This window comes from Polaromonas sp. YR568 (assembly GCF_900116715.1).
Classification (GTDB): Bacteria; Pseudomonadota; Gammaproteobacteria; order Burkholderiales; family Burkholderiaceae_C; genus Polaromonas.
In genome coordinates, this window is record NZ_FPBM01000005.1 from 293194 (window position 1) to 309528 (window position 16335).

The following is a 16335-nucleotide window of genomic DNA, read 5'->3' on the forward strand; positions in this document are numbered from 1 at the left end:
CCGGCCAATAAAAAAGCCCCTGACTTGCGGCAGGGGCTTGATGCAACCGGCGAAGGTTGCGGCGGAGGCCGGAGCCACCGTCGGTTCTTATTTTTTCTGGCGATATTTGCGCAAGGCGGCAATCTGCGCGGCCATGACGGCCAACTCGGACTGCGCCATGGCGATGTCGATGTCGCTCTTTGCGTTCTTCAGGGCTTCTTCAGCGGCAGCCTTGGCTTCGCTGGCTTTGGTCTCGTCCAGATCCTTGCCGCGAATGGCGGTGTCGCTCAAGACCGTCACGCAGTTGGGTTGCACTTCGAGCAAACCGCCGGCCACGAACACAAACTCTTCGCTGCCGTCGGCTTTTTCAATGCGCACGGCGCCGGGCTTGATGCGGGTGATCAGCGGCGTGTGGCGCGGGTAAATCCCCAGCTCGCCAGCCTCGCCGGGCAAGGCCACAAAGCGCGCTTCACCCGAGAAGATGGACTCTTCTGCAGAGACAACGTCGACGTGGATGGTTGTTGACATAAGCGTTCCTTAATGGAAAAAAGTTTTGGGGCGGGAGCCTTAGACCTTCTTCGCTTTCTCGAAAGCTTCGTCAATCGTGCCAACCATGTAGAACGCTTGTTCTGGCAGGTGATCGCACTCGCCGGACACAATCATCTTGAAGCCGCGAATCGTTTCAGCCAGGCTGACGTATTTGCCGGGGGAGCCGGTGAACACTTCAGCAACGTGGAAAGGCTGCGACAGGAAACGCTGGATCTTGCGGGCGCGGGCCACGGCCAGCTTGTCTTCAGGGGCCAGTTCGTCCATGCCCAGAATCGCGATGATGTCGCGCAGTTCCTTGTAGCGCTGCAGCGTGCCCTGCACGGCGCGGGCCGTGGCGTAGTGGTCTTCGCCCACAACGTTCGGGTCGAGCTGGCGGCTGGTCGAGTCAAGCGGATCCACAGCGGGGTAGATACCCAGCGAAGCGATGTCACGCGAAAGCACCACGGTGGAGTCCAGGTGGGCAAAGGTCGTGGCAGGCGATGGGTCGGTCAAGTCATCGGCAGGAACGTAAACGGCCTGGATGGAAGTGATGGAGCCCACCTTGGTGGAGGTAATACGCTCTTGCAGGCGGCCCATTTCTTCGGCCAGCGTAGGCTGGTAGCCCACGGCGGAAGGCATACGGCCCAGCAGCGCGGACACTTCGGTACCGGCCAGCGTGTAGCGGTAGATGTTGTCCACGAAGAACAGCACGTCACGGCCTTCGTCACGGAAGGACTCGGCGATGGTCAGGCCAGTCAGCGCCACGCGCAGACGGTTTCCTGGGGGCTCATTCATCTGGCCGTAAACCATGGCCACTTTGGATTCGCCGAGGTTCTCGAGGTTCACGACGCCGGAGTCGGCCATCTCGTGGTAGAAGTCATTGCCTTCGCGGGTACGTTCACCCACACCGGCAAACACGGACAAGCCCGAGTGCGCCTTGGCGATGTTGTTGATGAGTTCCATCATGTTCACGGTCTTGCCGACGCCGGCGCCGCCGAACAGGCCCACTTTGCCGCCCTTGGCGAACGGGCAAACCAGGTCGATCACCTTGATGCCGGTTTCCAGCAGCTCTTGCGATGGCGACAGTTCGTCATACGCAGGCGCCTTGCGGTGAATCGGTGCGGTCAGGGTCTGGTCGACCGGGCCGCGTTCGTCGATGGGCGCGCCCAGCACGTCCATGATGCGACCCAGCGTGGCCTTGCCCACGGGAACCGTGATGTTGGCGCCGGTGTTGTACACGACGTTGCCGCGGCGCAGGCCGTCGGACGTGCCCAGCGCGATGGTGCGCACAATGCCGTCACCCAGCTGCTGCTGGACTTCCAGCGTCAGCGCGGAGCCTTCCATTTTCAGCGCGTCATAGATCTTGGGCATCTGGTCACGTGCGAATTCCACGTCAACCACCGCACCAATACACTGAACAATCTTGCCTTGAGCTTGAGCCATGATTGAATCCTCTTTCGTTTCTTTAAATCTTTAAATCGGGTGTGGCGGCCTAAACCACGATCAGACCGCTGCAGCACCGGCAACGATTTCCGAAAGTTCTTTCGTGATCGCCGCTTGACGCGTTTTGTTGTAAACCAGCTTGAGTTCGCCAATCACGCTGCCAGCGTTGTCCGTGGCGGCCTTCATGGCCACCATGCGGGCAGACTGCTCGGACGCCATGTTCTCGGCAACCGCCTGATACACCAGCGCTTCCACGTAGCGAATCAGCAGGTCGTCAATGACGGTCTGCGCGTCGGGCTCGTAGATGTAGTCCCAGCCGTGCTGGTCCTTGTCGGCCTGCAGATGTGCGGCCGTCAGAGGCAGCAGCTGCTCGACCACAGGCTCCTGGCGCATGGTGTTGATGAACTTGGTGTAGCACAGGTACACCGCATTGATCTTGCCTTCGCTGTATGCGTCGAGCAGGACCTTGACGGGGCCGATCAGCTTTTCCAGGTGCGGCTTGTCGCCCAGTTGCGTCGCATGCGACACCACCTTGGCGCCGACCCGGTTCAGAAAACCGAGGCCCTTGTTGCCGATGGCCACTGCCTTCGCATCATGGCCTGCGGCCTGCACTTCCTTGAGCTTGCCGGTCACGGCGCGCAACACGTTGGTGTTCATGCCGCCGCACAGACCCTTGTCAGTCGTCACCACGATGAACCCGGTGGCCTTGGCGTCGTTGGACTCCATGAACGCGTGGGTGTACTCGGGGTTGGCCTGACTCAGGTTGGCGGTGATATTGCGGATTTTGTCGCTGTAAGGACGGGCAGCGCGCATCCGCTCCTGCGCCTTGCGCATCTTGGAGGCGGCCACCATCTCCATGGCCTTGGTGATCTTCTTGGTGTTTTCCACCGATTTGATCTTGCCGCGTATTTCCTTGCCTGCTGCCATATGGATTCCTAAGGGGTTCCTGAGGGTTGCTTAATTACTTGCTTGACTTTGAGTCAGGCGAGATCAGGCAAACGACTTCTTGAACTCGGTCACAGCCGCGTTCAGTTCCGCCTCAGCGTCCTTGTCCATGGCCTTGTTGGCTTCGAGCTTGGCCATCAGGGCCGCGTTCTTGTCCTTCAGGAAGGCATGCAGGCCGTGCTCGAAAGCCAGAACCTTCTTGACTTCCACGTCGTCCATGAAGCCCTTGTTCACTGCGTACAGCGTGGCGCCCATGTTGGAGATGGACAAAGGCGAGTACTGGGCCTGCTTGAGCAGTTCGGTCACGCGGGCGCCGCGGTCCAGCTGCTTGCGGGTGGCTTCGTCCAGGTCGGAAGCGAACTGCGCGAAGGCAGCCAGTTCACGGTACTGGGCCAAGTCGGTACGGATACCGCCGGAGAGGTTCTTGATCAGCTTGGTCTGGGCGGCGCCGCCGACGCGGGACACCGAGATACCGGCGTTAATGGCGGGACGAATACCGGCATTGAACAGGCTGGTTTCCAGGAAGATCTGGCCGTCGGTGATCGAGATCACGTTGGTTGGAACGAAAGCGGACACGTCGCCGGCTTGCGTTTCAATGATAGGCAGCGCGGTCAGCGAACCGGTCTTGCCTTTGACGGCGCCCTTGGTGAAGTCTTCAACGTACTTCTCGTTCACGCGCGCTGCGCGCTCGAGCAGACGGCTGTGCAGATAGAACACGTCGCCGGGGTAGGCTTCGCGTCCTGGTGGACGGCGCAGCAGCAGCGAAACCTGGCGGTAAGCCACAGCCTGCTTGGACAAATCGTCATACACGATCAGCGCATCTTCACCGCGGTCGCGGAAGTATTCGCCCATCGTGCAGCCAGAGTACGCGCTCACGTATTGCATGGCGGCGGACTCGGAAGCGGCAGCAGCCACAACGATGGTGTACTCCATCGCGCCGGCTTGTTCCAGTGCGCGCACCACGTTCTTGATCGAAGAAGCCTTCTGGCCGATCGCGACGTAGACGCAGGAAACGCCTTTGCCCTTCTGGTTGATGATGGCGTCGATGGCCACGGCGGTCTTGCCGGTCTGGCGGTCACCGATGATCAGTTCGCGCTGGCCGCGGCCGACGGGCACCATGGAGTCGATGGACTTCAGGCCGGTCTGCAGGGGTTGGTCAACGGATTTACGGGCGATCACGCCGGGCGCAACCTTTTCGATCACGTCGGTCATCTTGGCGTTGATCGGGCCCTTGCCGTCAATCGGCTGGCCCAGTGCGTTGACCACGCGGCCAAGCAGCTCAGGACCCACAGGCACTTCCAGAATGCGGCCCGTGCACTTCACGGTGTCGCCTTCGGCGATGTGCTCATACTCGCCCAGAATCACGGAGCCGACGGAGTCGCGCTCAAGATTCAGCGCCAGGCCGTAGGTGGGGGTGCCATCGGCGGTTGCGGGGAATTCCAGCATTTCGCCTTGCATCACGTCGGACAGGCCGTGGATACGGACGATACCGTCGGTCACGGACACCACAGTGCCCTGGTTGCGAATGTCGCTGCTACCGGCCAGGCCTTCGATACGGCTCTTGATCAGTTCAGAAATTTCTGCGGGATTGAGTTGCATGACTCTTTCCTTCTTTCTATGTTGTTGGCTAAAAACCTGTAATGGCGCCTGGGCACCAGGCTCAGGAAATCAGCGCCACTTTCATTTGCTCTAAACGGGCTTTCACCGAGGTGTCCAGCACCTCGTCACCCACCACGACTCGTACGCCGCCAATCAGGGCCGGCTCCAGCTCAACCTGAAGGTTGAGCTTCCTGCCAAAGCGCTTTTCCAGCGTTGCCGACAGGTCGGCCAGCGCCGCACCATCCAGCGCAAAAGCGCTGTAGACAATCGCATCGGATGAACCACTTTGCGCATTCTTCAGGGTGCGGAACTGCGCGGCGATTTCCGGCAGGACGCTCAGGCGGCCGTTCTCGATCACCGTGCGCAGGAAATTCTTCGCGGCATCGGGCAGTTTCGTCTTGGCAACGCCTGAAATCACGTCGAACGCCTGTGCCGAAGTCACGCTGGGGTTACCGGCGAACTGCTGCAGCTGCGCATTGGCAGCAATGGCGGCCAGCTCATCGAGCCAGACGGCGGTGCCGCCCAGGTCGGAGCCGGAGGCCTTGAACAAGGCCTCGGCGTAAGGACGGGCAATAGTGGCTAGTTCGGCCATGTTGATGCTCGCTTAGAGTTCGGTCTTCAGGCGGCCCAGCAAGTCGGCATGCACGCTGGCATTGACTTCCTTGCGCAGAATCTGCTCGGCGCCCTTGACGGCCAGTGCGGCGACCTGCTCACGCAGGGTTTCGCGAGCCTTGACGGTTTGCTGCTCGGCTTCGGCCTTGGCGGCGGCAATGATCTTGCTGCCTTCTTCGGTTGCCCGTGCCTTGGCTTCTTCAACCAGGGCCTGGCCCCTGCGCTCGGCTTCAGCCAGGCGCACGGCCGCTTCATTGCGCGACTTGGCCAGCTCTTCTTCCACGCGCTTGTTGGCGACGGAGAGTTCAGACTTGGCTTTATCGGCAGCAGCAAGGCCGTCAGCGATTTTTTGCGCACGCGCGTCCAGGGCCGCCGCGATGGGTGGCCATACAAATTTCATCGTGAACCCGACCAAAATCAGGAACACGATCATCTGGACAATAAGGGTACCGGTAATGCTCACTGCTCATCCTTTCCCTTGGGGCCTGGCCAATAGCCGACCCGAAGGAATGACATTCTTGGGACTTTGATGATTGCTTACTTAGGCAGGTTGGCGATTTGCGCCAGGAATGGGTTGGCGGTGGCAAACCACAGCGCAATACCCGTACCGATAATGAAAGCCGCGTCGATCAGACCGGCCAGCAGGAACATCTTGGTTTGCAGTTCGCCCATCAGTTCAGGCTGGCGTGCAGCTGCTTCGAGGTATTTGCTGCCCATGATGCCGATACCGATACAGGCACCGACAGCGCCGAGACCGATGATGAGGCCGGCGGCCAGAGCGACAAAACTAATAACTTCCATGATGACTCCTTAGGACTTGGTTACGAGAGAAAAAGAAAAACGAAAACAGGGATAACTGATTAGTGGTGATCGTGCGCCTGGCCGATGTACACCAGGGTCAACATCATGAACACGAACGCTTGCAGCGTGATGATCAGGATGTGGAAAATCGCCCAGGCCGAGCCCGCAATGATGTGGCCGATGGCCAGCGCAATGCCGGTGCCGAGCGAGACGGAAGCAAAAGCGCCACCCATCAGGGCGATCAGCAGGAAGATCAGTTCGCCGGCATACATATTGCCGAAGAGTCGCATGCCGTGCGAGACGGTCTTGGCGACGAACTCAATCATCTGCATGAGGAAATTGAAGGGGTAGAGGGCCCAGTGGTTGCCGAAAGGCGCCGTGAACAGCTCATGGATCCAGCCGCCAGCGCCTTTGATCTTGACGTTGTAAATCAGGCAGGTGATCAGCACGCCGAGCGACAGGCCCATGGTGACCGAGAGGTCGGCCGTTGGCACGGAGCGCATGAAAGCGTGGTGTGGGTCATGCCCGGCAGCGCCGTAGATGGCGGCCCAGATCGCAGGCAACAGATCGACAGGCAGCAAGTCCATCGCGTTGAGCAGGAAAATCCAGACAAACACGGTGAGGGCCAGCGGGGCCACCAGCTTGCGGCTTTCGGCGTTGTGCACGATGCCCTTGGCTTGTGCGTCGACCATTTCGACCAGGATTTCGACGGCAGCCTGGAAGCGGCCGGGAACGCCGGAAGTGGCTTTGCGGGCGGCCTTCCAGAGCAGGAAGCAACCGATCACGCCCAGCAAAATGCTGAAAATCGTCGAGTCATAGTTGATGACGCTCAGATCGAACGGGCCAACCAGTTCTTTGTTACGCCAATGCGTCAAATGGTGAACGATGTATTCACCAGCGGTCTGACCACCATGTCCAGCAGCATTCTCAGCAGCCATTTATTGCTCGCCTCAAAGTTTATTGCGCCTGGCCGCGAACACTAACGCGAGCCAGGACACTTTCATTGTCACCACCAGGCCGACCAGCATTGCCGGCCAACTCAGCATCGAAACCAGCTTCGGGGCGGCAAAAAGCATTGCCACCGTCAAAGCGATCTTGACCATTTCCCACAAGAAGAACCCAACCACCGCAGTGCCTGGGTTCATCGACCAAACTTTGCCGGTCAAACCGCGCGCAAACAGCGCTCCCGGAATCACCACCGCCAGCGCTCCATAGAACGCCGACCATCCGACTGACCGCTGCCCCGTCAGGGCCCAGGCGACACATGCCACCACGATTCCGGCCACCAACTGCCCCGCCAATACCGACCAGGGAGATACCTGAGGCTTCGCTTCCCGAAGCTTTTGGGCTTCTTCGCGAGTCAGGGTCTTGAAACTCTCCTCCTGCGCCTCCAGCTCCTGATCAACAACCCGGTCTCCCGGGTTTACCGCCGTATTCGCAGAATTTCCCATTTTGGTCATCACAAATTACGGGAAAGTTACAGGGGCCGTTATTAGCAAAGCCCTTGATTATACGTAGAAACCCCCGCACATCCGCAAAATCCCGGGTTTGAATCCGGATTAGGGGCGATTGGCGGTTTTCAGCCTGAAACGCAGGGGGCTGGTTCACAATCACCGCTGAAAGGCGGCCCCAAAGAGGGGCCAGCCGCGAACCGCACCCACTGAAAGAAGCCATGCACGCCCTGATGAAATTTCTGCACATTGCCGCCGCCGTCACCTGGCTGGGCGGCGCGGCTTTTATGCTGTTTGCGCTGCGGCCGGCCCTGGCGGCCGGGCAACTTGCGCCGCCGCAACGCCTGCCCCTCATCGTGCAGGTACTGACGCGTTTTTTTGCATGGGTCTGGGCTTCCATCGCCATCCTCTTGCTGACAGGCCTGGCCATGCTGCTGACCGTCGGCATGAAAAACGCACCCCTCGGCTGGCACCTGATGTTCGGCATCGGCCTGCTGATGTTCGCGCTCTTCGGTCACCTGTATTTCGGCCCCTTTCGCCGCCTCAAGCTGGCCGTCTCCGCATCCGACTGGCCGGAAGGCGGCCGCCGCGTCGGGCAGATCGCCACACTGGCCCTGGCCAACCTTGCGCTGGGCGCGCTGGCCATCGCGGCCGTCGTTTTCCTGGCGTGAGGCCTTGGGCGCCCGTGCCGCAACCATGCGTGCAAGCCTTGTATATAGCAGCCTGCTTTTTCTGCTGGGAGGCTGCTCAGCCGTGAACCCTTATTACGACCCCGCCAAACCGCACCACACCCGCGAAGGCTTCAAAAACAACTACACCGCCTCGGTCAACCAGGGCTTTGGCGCGCTGATGCGCTGGCAATGGGAAAAGCGCCAGCAAGGCCTGCCCAAGCCACCCGCAGCGCCCATCCCGCAACAAGCGCCCGACCTGAAAGCCATCCAGGCCTACGCTCCCACGTATGCGGCATCCGGGCCGGCAGCCGCCCGCCCCGCCATCACCTGGGTAGGCCACGCCAGCATGCTGGTGCAAGCCGGCGGGCTCAATGTGCTGACGGACCCGGTGTTTTCGCAACGGGCCAGCCCCGTGCAATTCGTCGGCCCGTCACGCGCACAGCCGCCCGGCATCTCGCTGACCGACCTGCCACCCATTGACGTGGTGGTGGTCTCGCACAACCACTACGACCACCTCGACACCGACTCCGTACAGGCCATCGCCGCGCGCTCGGCTGCGGCCGGCCGACCCACGCTCTTTCTGGTGCCGCTGGGCGTCAAATCATGGTTTGCCAGCCGCGGCATCACGCACGTCATCGAGATGGACTGGTGGGACCGCCATGTGTACCGCGGTGTGGAGTTCAACTTCACGCCGGTGCAGCATTGGTCCGCCCGCAGCTTCGGTGACCGCAGCCAGACGCTCTGGGGCGGCTATGCCGTGTTCGCGCCCGACCTTCATTGGTATTTCAGCGGCGACACCGGTTACTCCAGAGACTTTCTGGATACCCGCGCGCGCTTTGCCAGCCGGCAGGCCGCCGGCCAGGGTGGCGGCTTTGACCTGGCCCTGATTGCCGTGGGCGCCTACGAGCCGCGCTGGTTCATGTCGGGCCAGCACGTCAACCCGGCCGAAGCGGTGCAAATCCACCAGGACCTGGGCGCCAAACGCAGCGTGGGTGTGCACTGGGGCACTTTCGAGCTGACCAACGAGCCGCTGGACCAGCCGCCGCAAGACCTGGCCGCAGCCCGCACGGCCAAAGGCCTGAAGGACGAGGACTTCAGCGTCATGGCCGTTGGTGAAACCCGCTTTTTGCCGCCCAGGCCGGCGCCATGAAGGCCCGCCGCAAGAAACGCGAGCCCGGCGAGGCGCACTGGACGGACCGCATCAAGGCATCGATACCCAGCCGCGAAGTGCTGGCAGCCAACCCCTGGCTCAGGCCGGTCGCGCACCGGCTGCTTGACCCCCAGCTGTGGCGCCTGCAGCACGAGGCCGTGGCGCGCGGCGCGGCCATCGGCATCTTCTGGGCCTTTGCCCTGCCGTTCGCGCAAATCGTCGCGGCCGCGGCCCACAGCGTCTGGTGGCGCGCCAACATCCCGGTGGCCGTCGGCATTACCTTTATCACCAACCCCTTCACCGTGGGCTTCTGGCTCTGGCTGGCCTACCAGGTGGGCGGTTTGATTCTCGATGCGCCGCCGCCGGTGGCCATTTCCGAAAGCGCGGGCGTGGTGGCCTGGCTGGCGTCTTTTGGCGGGCCTGCCATACTGGGCATGGGTATTTTTGCCGTGGCCGGCTCGGCCAGTGCGTATTTTCTGGTCAAGCTGGCCTGGCGCCTGCGCATCTGGTTCAAACGCCGCCGCCGATAGCCCTGGACACGCGGACAATCGGCTGACGGCCATCACGGCACCGCAGCACTTTTATTCCTCCTTTCACACCTCACCATGACAACGCCTCCCGCCAGCATGCTTCCCGACACCCCCTGCTACCTCAACGGCGAATTCACCCCACTCAAAGACGCCAGGATCAGCGTGATGGACCGCGGCTTCATCTTCGGCGACGGTATTTATGAAGTGGTGCCGGCCTATGCGGGCAAGCCCTTTCGCTTTGAGCAGCACATGGCGCGGCTCGAACGCAGCCTCACCGAACTGCGCATTGCCAACCCCTTGAGCCGTGACGAGTGGCGGGCTATTGCTCTGAAATTAATAGCTGCCTGCGCTGATTCCACGGGCGCTCCAGCCGAAGAAGGCAATCAACTGGTGTACATCCAGATCACCCGCGGCGTGGCCATGCGCGACCATCCCATGCTGCCAGGCCTGACGCCCACTGTGTTTGTGATGTGCAACGCGATGAAGCTGCCGGGCGAAGCGGTGCGCGAAAAAGGCGTGGCCTGCGTCACCGCCAACGACTTCCGCTGGGAAAAAGCCCACATCAAAAGCACCAGCCTGCTGGGCGCGGTGTTTTCGCGCCAGATCAGCGTGGACGCCGGCGCGACCGAAACCGTGATGTTCCGCGGCGACTACCTGAGCGAAGCCGCCTCCAGCAATGTCTGGATCGCCAAAAACGGCAAGCTCATGGGCCCGCCCAAGGACAACCTGGTGCTAGAAGGCATACGTTTCGGTCTGATCGAGGAAATGTGCCGCGCCGCCGGCATCCCGTTTGAGTTGCGCCGCATCACGCGCGCCGAGGTGCTGGACGCCGATGAAGTCCTGCTGTCATCCGCCACCAAAGAGGTGCTGCCGGTGACCCTGCTGGACGGCCAGCCCGTGGGCCACGGAGTGGAAAAAGGCCGGCCCGGCCCCATCTACAAAAAGCTGTACGCTGAATACCAGCGCGCCAAACAGGCCTGAAAGGACCCCTTGCCATGACGACTTCCCCAGACCTCCCGAAAATCATCGGCGTCCCCGGCACCGAGCCATCGCGCCAGGAGTCGCTGATCGACTACCCGTCGCAATTCCCCATCAAGGTGATGGGCCAGAAAGTCGACGGCATGGTCGCGGCCGTCACCGCCATCGCCCACCAGTTTGACCCGGCCTTCGACGCCTCCACCATCGAGCTGCGCGAAAGCAAGGGCGGCAACTACCTGGGCGTGACCATCACCGTCACGGCCACCAGCCGCGAGCAGCTTGATGAGCTGTACCGCACGCTGTCGACGCACCCGATGGTCAAGGTCGTTCTTTAAATAGAGCCGGGTAAGCCGCCGCACATGCAGGCCGAAACACGTACCCTGGGCAGGGTCGACTACCTGCCCACCTATGAAGCCATGCAGGCCTTCACGGCGGCGCGCAACCCCGGTTTTCTGGCCGAAAACGGGCTGCAGCCCCCGCAGAATGAGCGCGACCAGCTATGGATTTGTGAGCACCCGCCGGTCTACACCCAGGGACTGGCGGGTAAAAGCGACCATGTTTTGAACCCCGGCAGCATCCCGGTGGTGCAAACCAACCGGGGCGGCCAGGTGACTTACCACGGCCCCGGCCAGGTGGTGGCCTACCCGCTTATCGACCTGAAGCGGGCGGGCTACTACGTCAAGGAGTACGTCTACCGCATTGAAGAGTCGGTGATCAAAACCCTGGCGCATTTCGGCGTCACCGGGCACCGCGTAGCCGGCTCGCCCGGCATTTATGTGCGGCTGGACGACCCCACCTCGCACGCTGCGCTCACCGGCCCCGCCAACCCGATAGACCCCTTCCGCGGCCTGGGCAAGATCGCCGCTTTGGGCATCAAAGTCAGCCGGCATTGCACCTACCACGGGGTGGCGCTGAATGTGGCGATGGACCTGGAACCCTTCTCGCGCATCAACCCTTGTGGCTATGTGGGACTGAAAACCACAGACCTTTCTACAATCGGGGTATCGGCAAGCTGGCAGGAAGCCGCAGACGTGCTGGGCCGCAAGCTCGTCACCTACCTGGCGCCTTAAGACGCAAAGCCACCTGCCGCCAACACGAAACACACTTCATGAGCACACCTGACCCCCTCCAAGCCACGGCCAACCCGGTGGTCCGCGACGTCCAGACCCTGGAAGGCTACAACCCGCTGGCCAAACAAAAGGCCGCGGCCAAGCTGTCGCGCATCCCCGTCAAGGTGGTGCAGGGCGAGATGCTCAAAAAGCCCGACTGGATCCGCGTCAAGGCCGGCAGCCCGACCACGCGCTTTTATGAGATCAAGCAGATCCTGCGCGAGAACAAGCTCAACACGGTGTGCGAAGAAGCCAGCTGCCCCAACATCGGTGAATGCTTCGGCAAGGGCACGGCCACCTTCATGATCATGGGCGACAAGTGCACCCGCCGTTGCCCGTTTTGCGATGTGGGCCATGGCCGGCCCGACCCGCTGGACGTGAACGAGCCGCTGAACCTGGCCAAAACGATTGCGGCGCTAAAGCTGAAATACGTGGTGATCACCAGCGTGGACCGCGACGACCTGCGCGACGGTGGCAGCGGCCACTTTGTCGAATGCATACAGAAGATCCGCGAACTCTCGCCGAGCACCACGATTGAAATCCTGGTGCCCGACTTCCGCGGCCGTGACGACCGTGCGCTTGAGATCCTCAAAGCCGCGCCGCCCGATGTGATGAACCACAACCTCGAAACCGCGCCGCGCCTCTACAAGGAAGCACGCCCCGGCAGCGACTACCAGTTCAGCCTCAACCTGCTCAAGAAGTTCAAGGCGCTGCACCCCGATGTGCCGACCAAGAGCGGCATCATGGTGGGCCTGGGTGAGACCGACGAAGAGATTTTGCAGGTCATGCGCGACATGCGCGCGCACAACATCGACATGCTGACCATAGGCCAGTACCTCGCGCCCTCCACCAGCCATCTGCCGGTGCGCCGCTATGTGCACCCCGACACCTTCAAGATGTTTGAAGAAGAAGCCTACAAGATGGGCTTCACGCATGCGGCCGTAGGCGCCATGGTGCGCAGCAGCTACCACGCCGACCAGCAGGCTCACGCGGCAGGTGTGGCCGACAAGGCAGACGCGGCCACCGCCGCCATTTGAGTTTCGCGTGATGCTCGCGCCGCAAAGCTCCCTGACGCTGCGCCACTACGGCCCCTCGCACAGCAGCCATGCGCATGAGCACTTCCAGGTACTGCTAAGCCTGGACGGCGTGCTCGAGCTTGAAGTGCAAGGCCGCGGGCATCGCATCGCGGCCGGCCAGGGCTGCGTGATCGCGCCCGGTGAACACCATGATTTTGAATCCCGCGAAGGCGCCCGCTGCCTGGTGCTGGACACCCCGCACGCCGGCTGGGCCCGCTGCGCTTACGACCCGGCCCACAGCGCGCAGGCCCTGGCGCTCGGCAACTATCTGGCGCATGCCCTGCAGCAGCGAGGCAACCTGGCACAACACTACGGACCGGCCTTGTTGCTGGAGGCCTGGCAGCCGCTGCCGCAGCTTCCAGCGCCCGCGCGCTACCAACGCCCCATCCATTGGGAGCAACTGGCAACGTGGACGCAGCAACGCCTGCACGAACCGCTCAGCGTTGCGCAACTCGCGGCACAAGTGTTCTTGAGCCCAACCCAGTTCGCCACGCGCTGCCGCCGCGAGACGGGCCTGAGCGTGATGCAGTGGCTGCGCCGCCAGCGCCTGGCACTGGCCCTGCAATTGCGCCGCCGCGGCATGAGCGTGGCCGACACCGCGCTGCACTGCGGCTACAACTCGCCCTCGGCGCTGACTGCCGCACTCAGGCGGCAATCAGGCGAATCCGCTCAATAACGATAGGGGTTGTTCGGCCGACGGTCATAGCGATTGCTCACGCCGTCACCGTCGCGGTCATAACGTGAGCCATAACCAGGGCCAGGCGCCGGCCCGCCGCGGTACTGCGGCCCGTGGCCGTCATAGACCGGATAGGCCACACAGCCCGACAAGGCCATAAAGCCCAAGAGCGAGAGCAAGAGGATGGAAAGCTTTTTCATGAGGGTCTCCTTGTGTACAAACATCTGCACCCTCATTCAACGCGCGAGCCATGCCGGTGAGGTGTCCAGCTTGCGCCTGAAACGTGAAGCTGGTTACCGGATGTAGCCCTTCCTGTAGGACGGTGCGCGCACCTGCTTGCGGCAAGGTTTAAAGGCCAAACCATCGTTGCGCACCGGCAGACCGTTGCTGCGCGACGACGCAGCCCGCACCGGCTTTTATGCTTGCCGGCATGTCAGCCAATCTTTATGCACTGGGCGCCATCGCCCTCTGGACCACGTTTGCCTCACTCGGGGTGTTGCTCAAACACGTGCCGCCTTTTTTGCTCACCGGCATTGCGCTGCTGATAGGCAGCGTGCTGGCCTTGCCCTTTGTCGCGCGGGACCGCACGCAATGGAAAATTCCCGCCGCCACGCTGGCGCTCGGCGTGTACGGCCTCTTCGGCTTTCACTTCCTGCTCTTCATCGCCTTGCGGCATGCGCCTGCCGTCGAAGCCAATCTGGTGAACTATCTCTGGCCACTCTTTATGGTGGTGCTGGCGCCGCTCTTTCTGCGTGATGTGCACTTACGCACCGTGCATGTAATCGCAGCCCTGCTGGGTTTTGTCGGCGCCGCGATTGCCATCCTCGGTGCTGCAAGCGGTGCTGCTTCGGCTGGCTGGTCATGGGGCTACCTGCCGGCGCTCGGCTCGGCCTTTATCTGGGCCAGCTACTCCTTGCTGACGAAGCGCGTGCCGGCATTTCCCACGGCAGCCATCGGCCTCTTCGGCCTGGTGTCGGGCGTGCTCTCGCTGCTGTGCCACTGGGCGCTGGAGCCAGCCGCCACGCTCCTGGCGCAAGACTGGCTGCTGCTGGCCGTGATGGGCCTGGGCCCGCTGGGCGCGGCCTTCTTCCTGTGGGACAGGGCACTCAAGCTGGGCAATGCGCGGCAGATCGGCATCCTGAGTTACCTCACGCCGCTGGGCTCCACCACGCTGCTGATGCTGGTGACCGGCCGCGCGCTGAGCTGGAGCATAGGCCTGGCGGCGGTGATGATCATAGGCGCGGCGCTGCTGGGCACCCGGGCCCGCTAGCCCGCGCTCACGAGGCCTTCACGTCACGCTCGCAAGGCGTGCGTGGCGCGCCGCCAGCGCGCGGCCTGCCAGCGCCATCACCAGCGCAAGCACCACCAGCACAGCCGCAAGCACAAAGGTCGCCCGCATGCCGCCGGCCACCGCTTCGGGGCTCGCCGCCGTGATGTCGCTGGCCGCCGTGGCGCAGGCAAACACCGCGCCCATAACAGACGCGCCGGTGATCAGCCCCAGGTTGCGCGACAAGTTCAGCATGCCCGACACCACACCGCGCCGGTCGGGCGGCACGTCCGCCATCACTGCTGTGTTGTTCGCGGCCTGGAACAGCTGGTACGCAGGCGTCAACACGGCAATGGCAGCGATGTAACCCGCGACACCGAACATCGCCGGCAACACCGCCAGTCCCAAGGCACCCGCCGCCATGGCGGCCAGCCCGGTGATGACCATGCGAGCCGCGCCCAGGCGGTCGACCAGCCGGCCCGCCAGTACACCGCTCAGCGCGGCAATCACCGGCCCGGCCGATAGCACCAGCCCCACCAGCGCCGGGCTGAGCCCCAACGCACGGGACAGGTAAAACGGCCCCACCACCAGCGTCGCCATCATCACGGTAGAGACCAGCACATTCATTGCCAGACTCGCGCTCAGCACCGGGTCGCGGAACATCGCCAGGCGAAGCAGCGGCGATGCGACCTTCGTTTGCGCAAACACAAAGAGACCCGCACCCAAGGCGGCTGCCGCCAGCAACACCATGTTGAGCGCACCGAAACTGCCGCGCCCCAAAGTCACTGCAAGCGCATAGGCTGCCAGCGCCAGGGCCAGCAGCAGCGTGCCCACAGGGTCAAAGCCGGCCGCACCGGCCTTGGCCTGGCGGTCCGCCGGCAGGTGGCGCCAGGCCAGAAACAGCGCGAGCAAACCCAGCGGCACATTGGCCACAAAAAGCGCCCGCCAGCCAAAGCCGGCGATCAGCACGCCGCCCATCGAGGGGCCCAGGGCGGTGCCCACCGCCGACATTGTGCCCAGCAGGCCCATGGCGCTGCCGGTCCGGGCCTTGGGCACGGTCTCGCCCACAAAAGCCATGGTGAGCGCCATCATGACGGCCGCGCCCAGGCCCTGCGCCGCGCGGGCCGCGATCAGCCACCCCAGTGTGGGCGCGGCCGCGCACAGCACCGATGCCGCCGTGAACAGCGAGATGCCCGCGAGCAGCAGGCGGCGCCGGCCCATCACATCGCCCAGCCGCCCGGCGCCCACGATCAGCGTGGTGATGGCCAGCAGATAGGCCAGCACGATCCACTGCACTTGCTGAAAAGATGCATCAAAGGCTTGCGCCAGCGCCGGCAGGCCCACATTCGCGATGCTGGTGCCCAGCGAGGACAGCAGCATGGACAGCGACAGGCTGGCGAGCACCCAGCGGACTGCGGCAGGCAGTGGGGGCTGTGGCGGCTCCACGTTTTCATTCCCTTTTGCATTGATTGGTTTCAGCATGAACTCCGCTTTCTCTTGCTTTTTCGTCCTGTGACAGC

At 62.7% G+C, this 16335-nt stretch carries 20 protein-coding genes; 9 read left to right on the forward strand and 11 right to left on the reverse strand.

The window, feature by feature from the left end; genetic code table 11:
• Positions 1 to 87 precede the first annotated feature (87 nt).
• From BM408_RS13285 to BM408_RS13325, 9 genes are all read right to left on the reverse strand, one after another.
• The gene (locus BM408_RS13285; RefSeq protein WP_092130336.1) at positions 88 to 507 is read right to left on the reverse strand and encodes a F0F1 ATP synthase subunit epsilon; all 420 of its coding nucleotides are present in this window, start codon (positions 505 to 507) and stop codon (positions 88 to 90) included.
• Positions 508 to 546: 39 nt separating this feature from the next.
• Positions 547 to 1950, reverse strand: coding sequence for a F0F1 ATP synthase subunit beta (gene atpD, locus BM408_RS13290; protein WP_092130337.1), 1404 nt, complete (start codon positions 1948 to 1950; stop codon positions 547 to 549).
• Positions 1951 to 2010: 60 nt separating this feature from the next.
• Positions 2011 to 2877 carry a F0F1 ATP synthase subunit gamma gene (atpG, locus tag BM408_RS13295; RefSeq protein WP_092130338.1) on the reverse strand — a complete coding sequence of 289 codons (867 nt, stop codon included), beginning with the start codon at positions 2875 to 2877 and terminating at the stop codon, positions 2011 to 2013.
• A gap of 63 nt (positions 2878 to 2940) precedes the next feature.
• Positions 2941 to 4494, reverse strand: a complete 1554-nt coding sequence (atpA, locus tag BM408_RS13300) for a F0F1 ATP synthase subunit alpha (protein ID WP_092130339.1) — start codon at positions 4492 to 4494, stop codon at positions 2941 to 2943.
• A gap of 61 nt (positions 4495 to 4555) precedes the next feature.
• Positions 4556 to 5086 carry a F0F1 ATP synthase subunit delta gene (locus BM408_RS13305; protein WP_092130340.1) on the reverse strand — a complete coding sequence of 177 codons (531 nt, stop codon included), beginning with the start codon at positions 5084 to 5086 and terminating at the stop codon, positions 4556 to 4558.
• A 12-nt stretch (positions 5087 to 5098) separates the two neighbouring features.
• On the reverse strand, positions 5099 to 5569 hold the full coding sequence (locus BM408_RS13310) for a F0F1 ATP synthase subunit B (protein WP_092130341.1): 471 nt from the start codon (positions 5567 to 5569) through the stop codon (positions 5099 to 5101).
• A gap of 74 nt (positions 5570 to 5643) precedes the next feature.
• The gene (gene atpE / locus BM408_RS13315) at positions 5644 to 5907 is read right to left on the reverse strand and encodes a F0F1 ATP synthase subunit C (protein WP_007868969.1); all 264 of its coding nucleotides are present in this window, start codon (positions 5905 to 5907) and stop codon (positions 5644 to 5646) included.
• Positions 5908 to 5966: 59 nt separating this feature from the next.
• On the reverse strand, positions 5967 to 6845 hold the full coding sequence (gene atpB, locus BM408_RS13320; RefSeq protein WP_092130342.1) for a F0F1 ATP synthase subunit A: 879 nt from the start codon (positions 6843 to 6845) through the stop codon (positions 5967 to 5969).
• Between the two features lie 12 nt (positions 6846 to 6857).
• Entirely contained in the window at positions 6858 to 7358 is a 501-nt protein-coding gene (locus BM408_RS13325) for an ATP synthase subunit I (RefSeq protein ID WP_092130410.1), read from the reverse strand.
• Positions 7359 to 7591: 233 nt separating this feature from the next.
• On the opposite strand from BM408_RS13325, the gene BM408_RS13330 reads away from it, so the two are divergent.
• The 8 genes from BM408_RS13330 (at position 7592) to BM408_RS13365 (ending at position 13548) form a co-directional block, all read left to right on the forward strand.
• Positions 7592 to 8029: a CopD family protein gene (locus tag BM408_RS13330; RefSeq protein ID WP_371327013.1), complete on the forward strand. Its 438-nt coding sequence runs from the start codon at positions 7592 to 7594 to the stop codon at positions 8027 to 8029.
• 82 nt (positions 8030 to 8111) lie between these two features.
• Positions 8112 to 9179: an MBL fold metallo-hydrolase gene (locus BM408_RS13335; RefSeq protein ID WP_254774805.1), complete on the forward strand. Its 1068-nt coding sequence runs from the start codon at positions 8112 to 8114 to the stop codon at positions 9177 to 9179.
• Positions 9176 to 9709: a DUF2062 domain-containing protein gene (locus tag BM408_RS13340; protein ID WP_092130344.1), complete on the forward strand. Its 534-nt coding sequence runs from the start codon at positions 9176 to 9178 to the stop codon at positions 9707 to 9709. The genes BM408_RS13335 and BM408_RS13340 overlap by 4 nt, the downstream gene beginning before the upstream one ends.
• A 75-nt stretch (positions 9710 to 9784) precedes the next feature.
• Positions 9785 to 10690, forward strand: a complete 906-nt coding sequence (locus BM408_RS13345; protein ID WP_092130345.1) for a D-amino acid aminotransferase — start codon at positions 9785 to 9787, stop codon at positions 10688 to 10690.
• A 14-nt stretch (positions 10691 to 10704) separates the two neighbouring features.
• Entirely contained in the window at positions 10705 to 11022 is a 318-nt protein-coding gene (locus tag BM408_RS13350; protein ID WP_092130346.1) for a YbeD family protein, read from the forward strand.
• Positions 11023 to 11046: 24 nt separating this feature from the next.
• The gene (lipB, locus tag BM408_RS13355) at positions 11047 to 11757 is read left to right on the forward strand and encodes a lipoyl(octanoyl) transferase LipB (RefSeq protein ID WP_092130347.1); all 711 of its coding nucleotides are present in this window, start codon (positions 11047 to 11049) and stop codon (positions 11755 to 11757) included.
• A 38-nt stretch (positions 11758 to 11795) separates the two neighbouring features.
• Positions 11796 to 12833: a lipoyl synthase gene (gene lipA, locus BM408_RS13360; RefSeq protein ID WP_092130348.1), complete on the forward strand. Its 1038-nt coding sequence runs from the start codon at positions 11796 to 11798 to the stop codon at positions 12831 to 12833.
• Between the two features lie 10 nt (positions 12834 to 12843).
• Entirely contained in the window at positions 12844 to 13548 is a 705-nt protein-coding gene (locus BM408_RS13365) for an AraC family transcriptional regulator (RefSeq protein WP_092130349.1), read from the forward strand.
• Here the strand turns inward: BM408_RS13365 and BM408_RS13370 are convergent.
• The gene (locus BM408_RS13370; protein ID WP_092130412.1) at positions 13542 to 13748 is read right to left on the reverse strand and encodes a hypothetical protein; all 207 of its coding nucleotides are present in this window, start codon (positions 13746 to 13748) and stop codon (positions 13542 to 13544) included. The two genes, BM408_RS13365 and BM408_RS13370, sit on opposite strands and share 7 nt — an antisense overlap.
• Positions 13749 to 13978: 230 nt before the next feature.
• On the opposite strand from BM408_RS13370, the gene BM408_RS13375 reads away from it, so the two are divergent.
• Positions 13979 to 14818, forward strand: a complete 840-nt coding sequence (locus BM408_RS13375; protein ID WP_092130413.1) for a DMT family transporter — start codon at positions 13979 to 13981, stop codon at positions 14816 to 14818.
• A gap of 18 nt (positions 14819 to 14836) precedes the next feature.
• Here BM408_RS13375 and BM408_RS13380 read toward each other — a convergent pair whose 3' ends face one another.
• Positions 14837 to 16297, reverse strand: a complete 1461-nt coding sequence (locus BM408_RS13380; protein ID WP_092130350.1) for an MFS transporter — start codon at positions 16295 to 16297, stop codon at positions 14837 to 14839.
• Positions 16298 to 16335: the final 38 nt, after the last annotated feature.

Coding starts and splice junctions, on each gene's coding strand:
- BM408_RS13285 (WP_092130336.1), bottom strand. CDS start 507: ATGTCAACAACCATCCACGTCGACGTTGTCTCTGCAGAAGAGTCCATC.
- atpD (WP_092130337.1), bottom strand. CDS start 1,950: ATGGCTCAAGCTCAAGGCAAGATTGTTCAGTGTATTGGTGCGGTGGTT.
- atpG (WP_092130338.1), bottom strand. CDS start 2,877: ATGGCAGCAGGCAAGGAAATACGCGGCAAGATCAAATCGGTGGAAAAC.
- atpA (WP_092130339.1), bottom strand. CDS start 4,494: ATGCAACTCAATCCCGCAGAAATTTCTGAACTGATCAAGAGCCGTATC.
- BM408_RS13305 (WP_092130340.1), bottom strand. CDS start 5,086: ATGGCCGAACTAGCCACTATTGCCCGTCCTTACGCCGAGGCCTTGTTC.
- atpE (WP_007868969.1), bottom strand. CDS start 5,907: ATGGAAGTTATTAGTTTTGTCGCTCTGGCCGCCGGCCTCATCATCGGT.
- atpB (WP_092130342.1), bottom strand. CDS start 6,845: ATGGCTGCTGAGAATGCTGCTGGACATGGTGGTCAGACCGCTGGTGAA.
- BM408_RS13325 (WP_092130410.1), bottom strand. CDS start 7,358: ATGGGAAATTCTGCGAATACGGCGGTAAACCCGGGAGACCGGGTTGTT.
- BM408_RS13330 (WP_371327013.1), top strand. CDS start 7,592: ATGAAATTTCTGCACATTGCCGCCGCCGTCACCTGGCTGGGCGGCGCG.
- BM408_RS13340 (WP_092130344.1), top strand. CDS start 9,176: ATGAAGGCCCGCCGCAAGAAACGCGAGCCCGGCGAGGCGCACTGGACG.
- BM408_RS13345 (WP_092130345.1), top strand. CDS start 9,785: ATGACAACGCCTCCCGCCAGCATGCTTCCCGACACCCCCTGCTACCTC.
- BM408_RS13350 (WP_092130346.1), top strand. CDS start 10,705: ATGACGACTTCCCCAGACCTCCCGAAAATCATCGGCGTCCCCGGCACC.
- lipB (WP_092130347.1), top strand. CDS start 11,047: ATGCAGGCCGAAACACGTACCCTGGGCAGGGTCGACTACCTGCCCACC.
- lipA (WP_092130348.1), top strand. CDS start 11,796: ATGAGCACACCTGACCCCCTCCAAGCCACGGCCAACCCGGTGGTCCGC.
- BM408_RS13365 (WP_092130349.1), top strand. CDS start 12,844: ATGCTCGCGCCGCAAAGCTCCCTGACGCTGCGCCACTACGGCCCCTCG.
- BM408_RS13370 (WP_092130412.1), bottom strand. CDS start 13,748: ATGAAAAAGCTTTCCATCCTCTTGCTCTCGCTCTTGGGCTTTATGGCC.
- BM408_RS13375 (WP_092130413.1), top strand. CDS start 13,979: ATGTCAGCCAATCTTTATGCACTGGGCGCCATCGCCCTCTGGACCACG.
- BM408_RS13380 (WP_092130350.1), bottom strand. CDS start 16,297: ATGCTGAAACCAATCAATGCAAAAGGGAATGAAAACGTGGAGCCGCCA.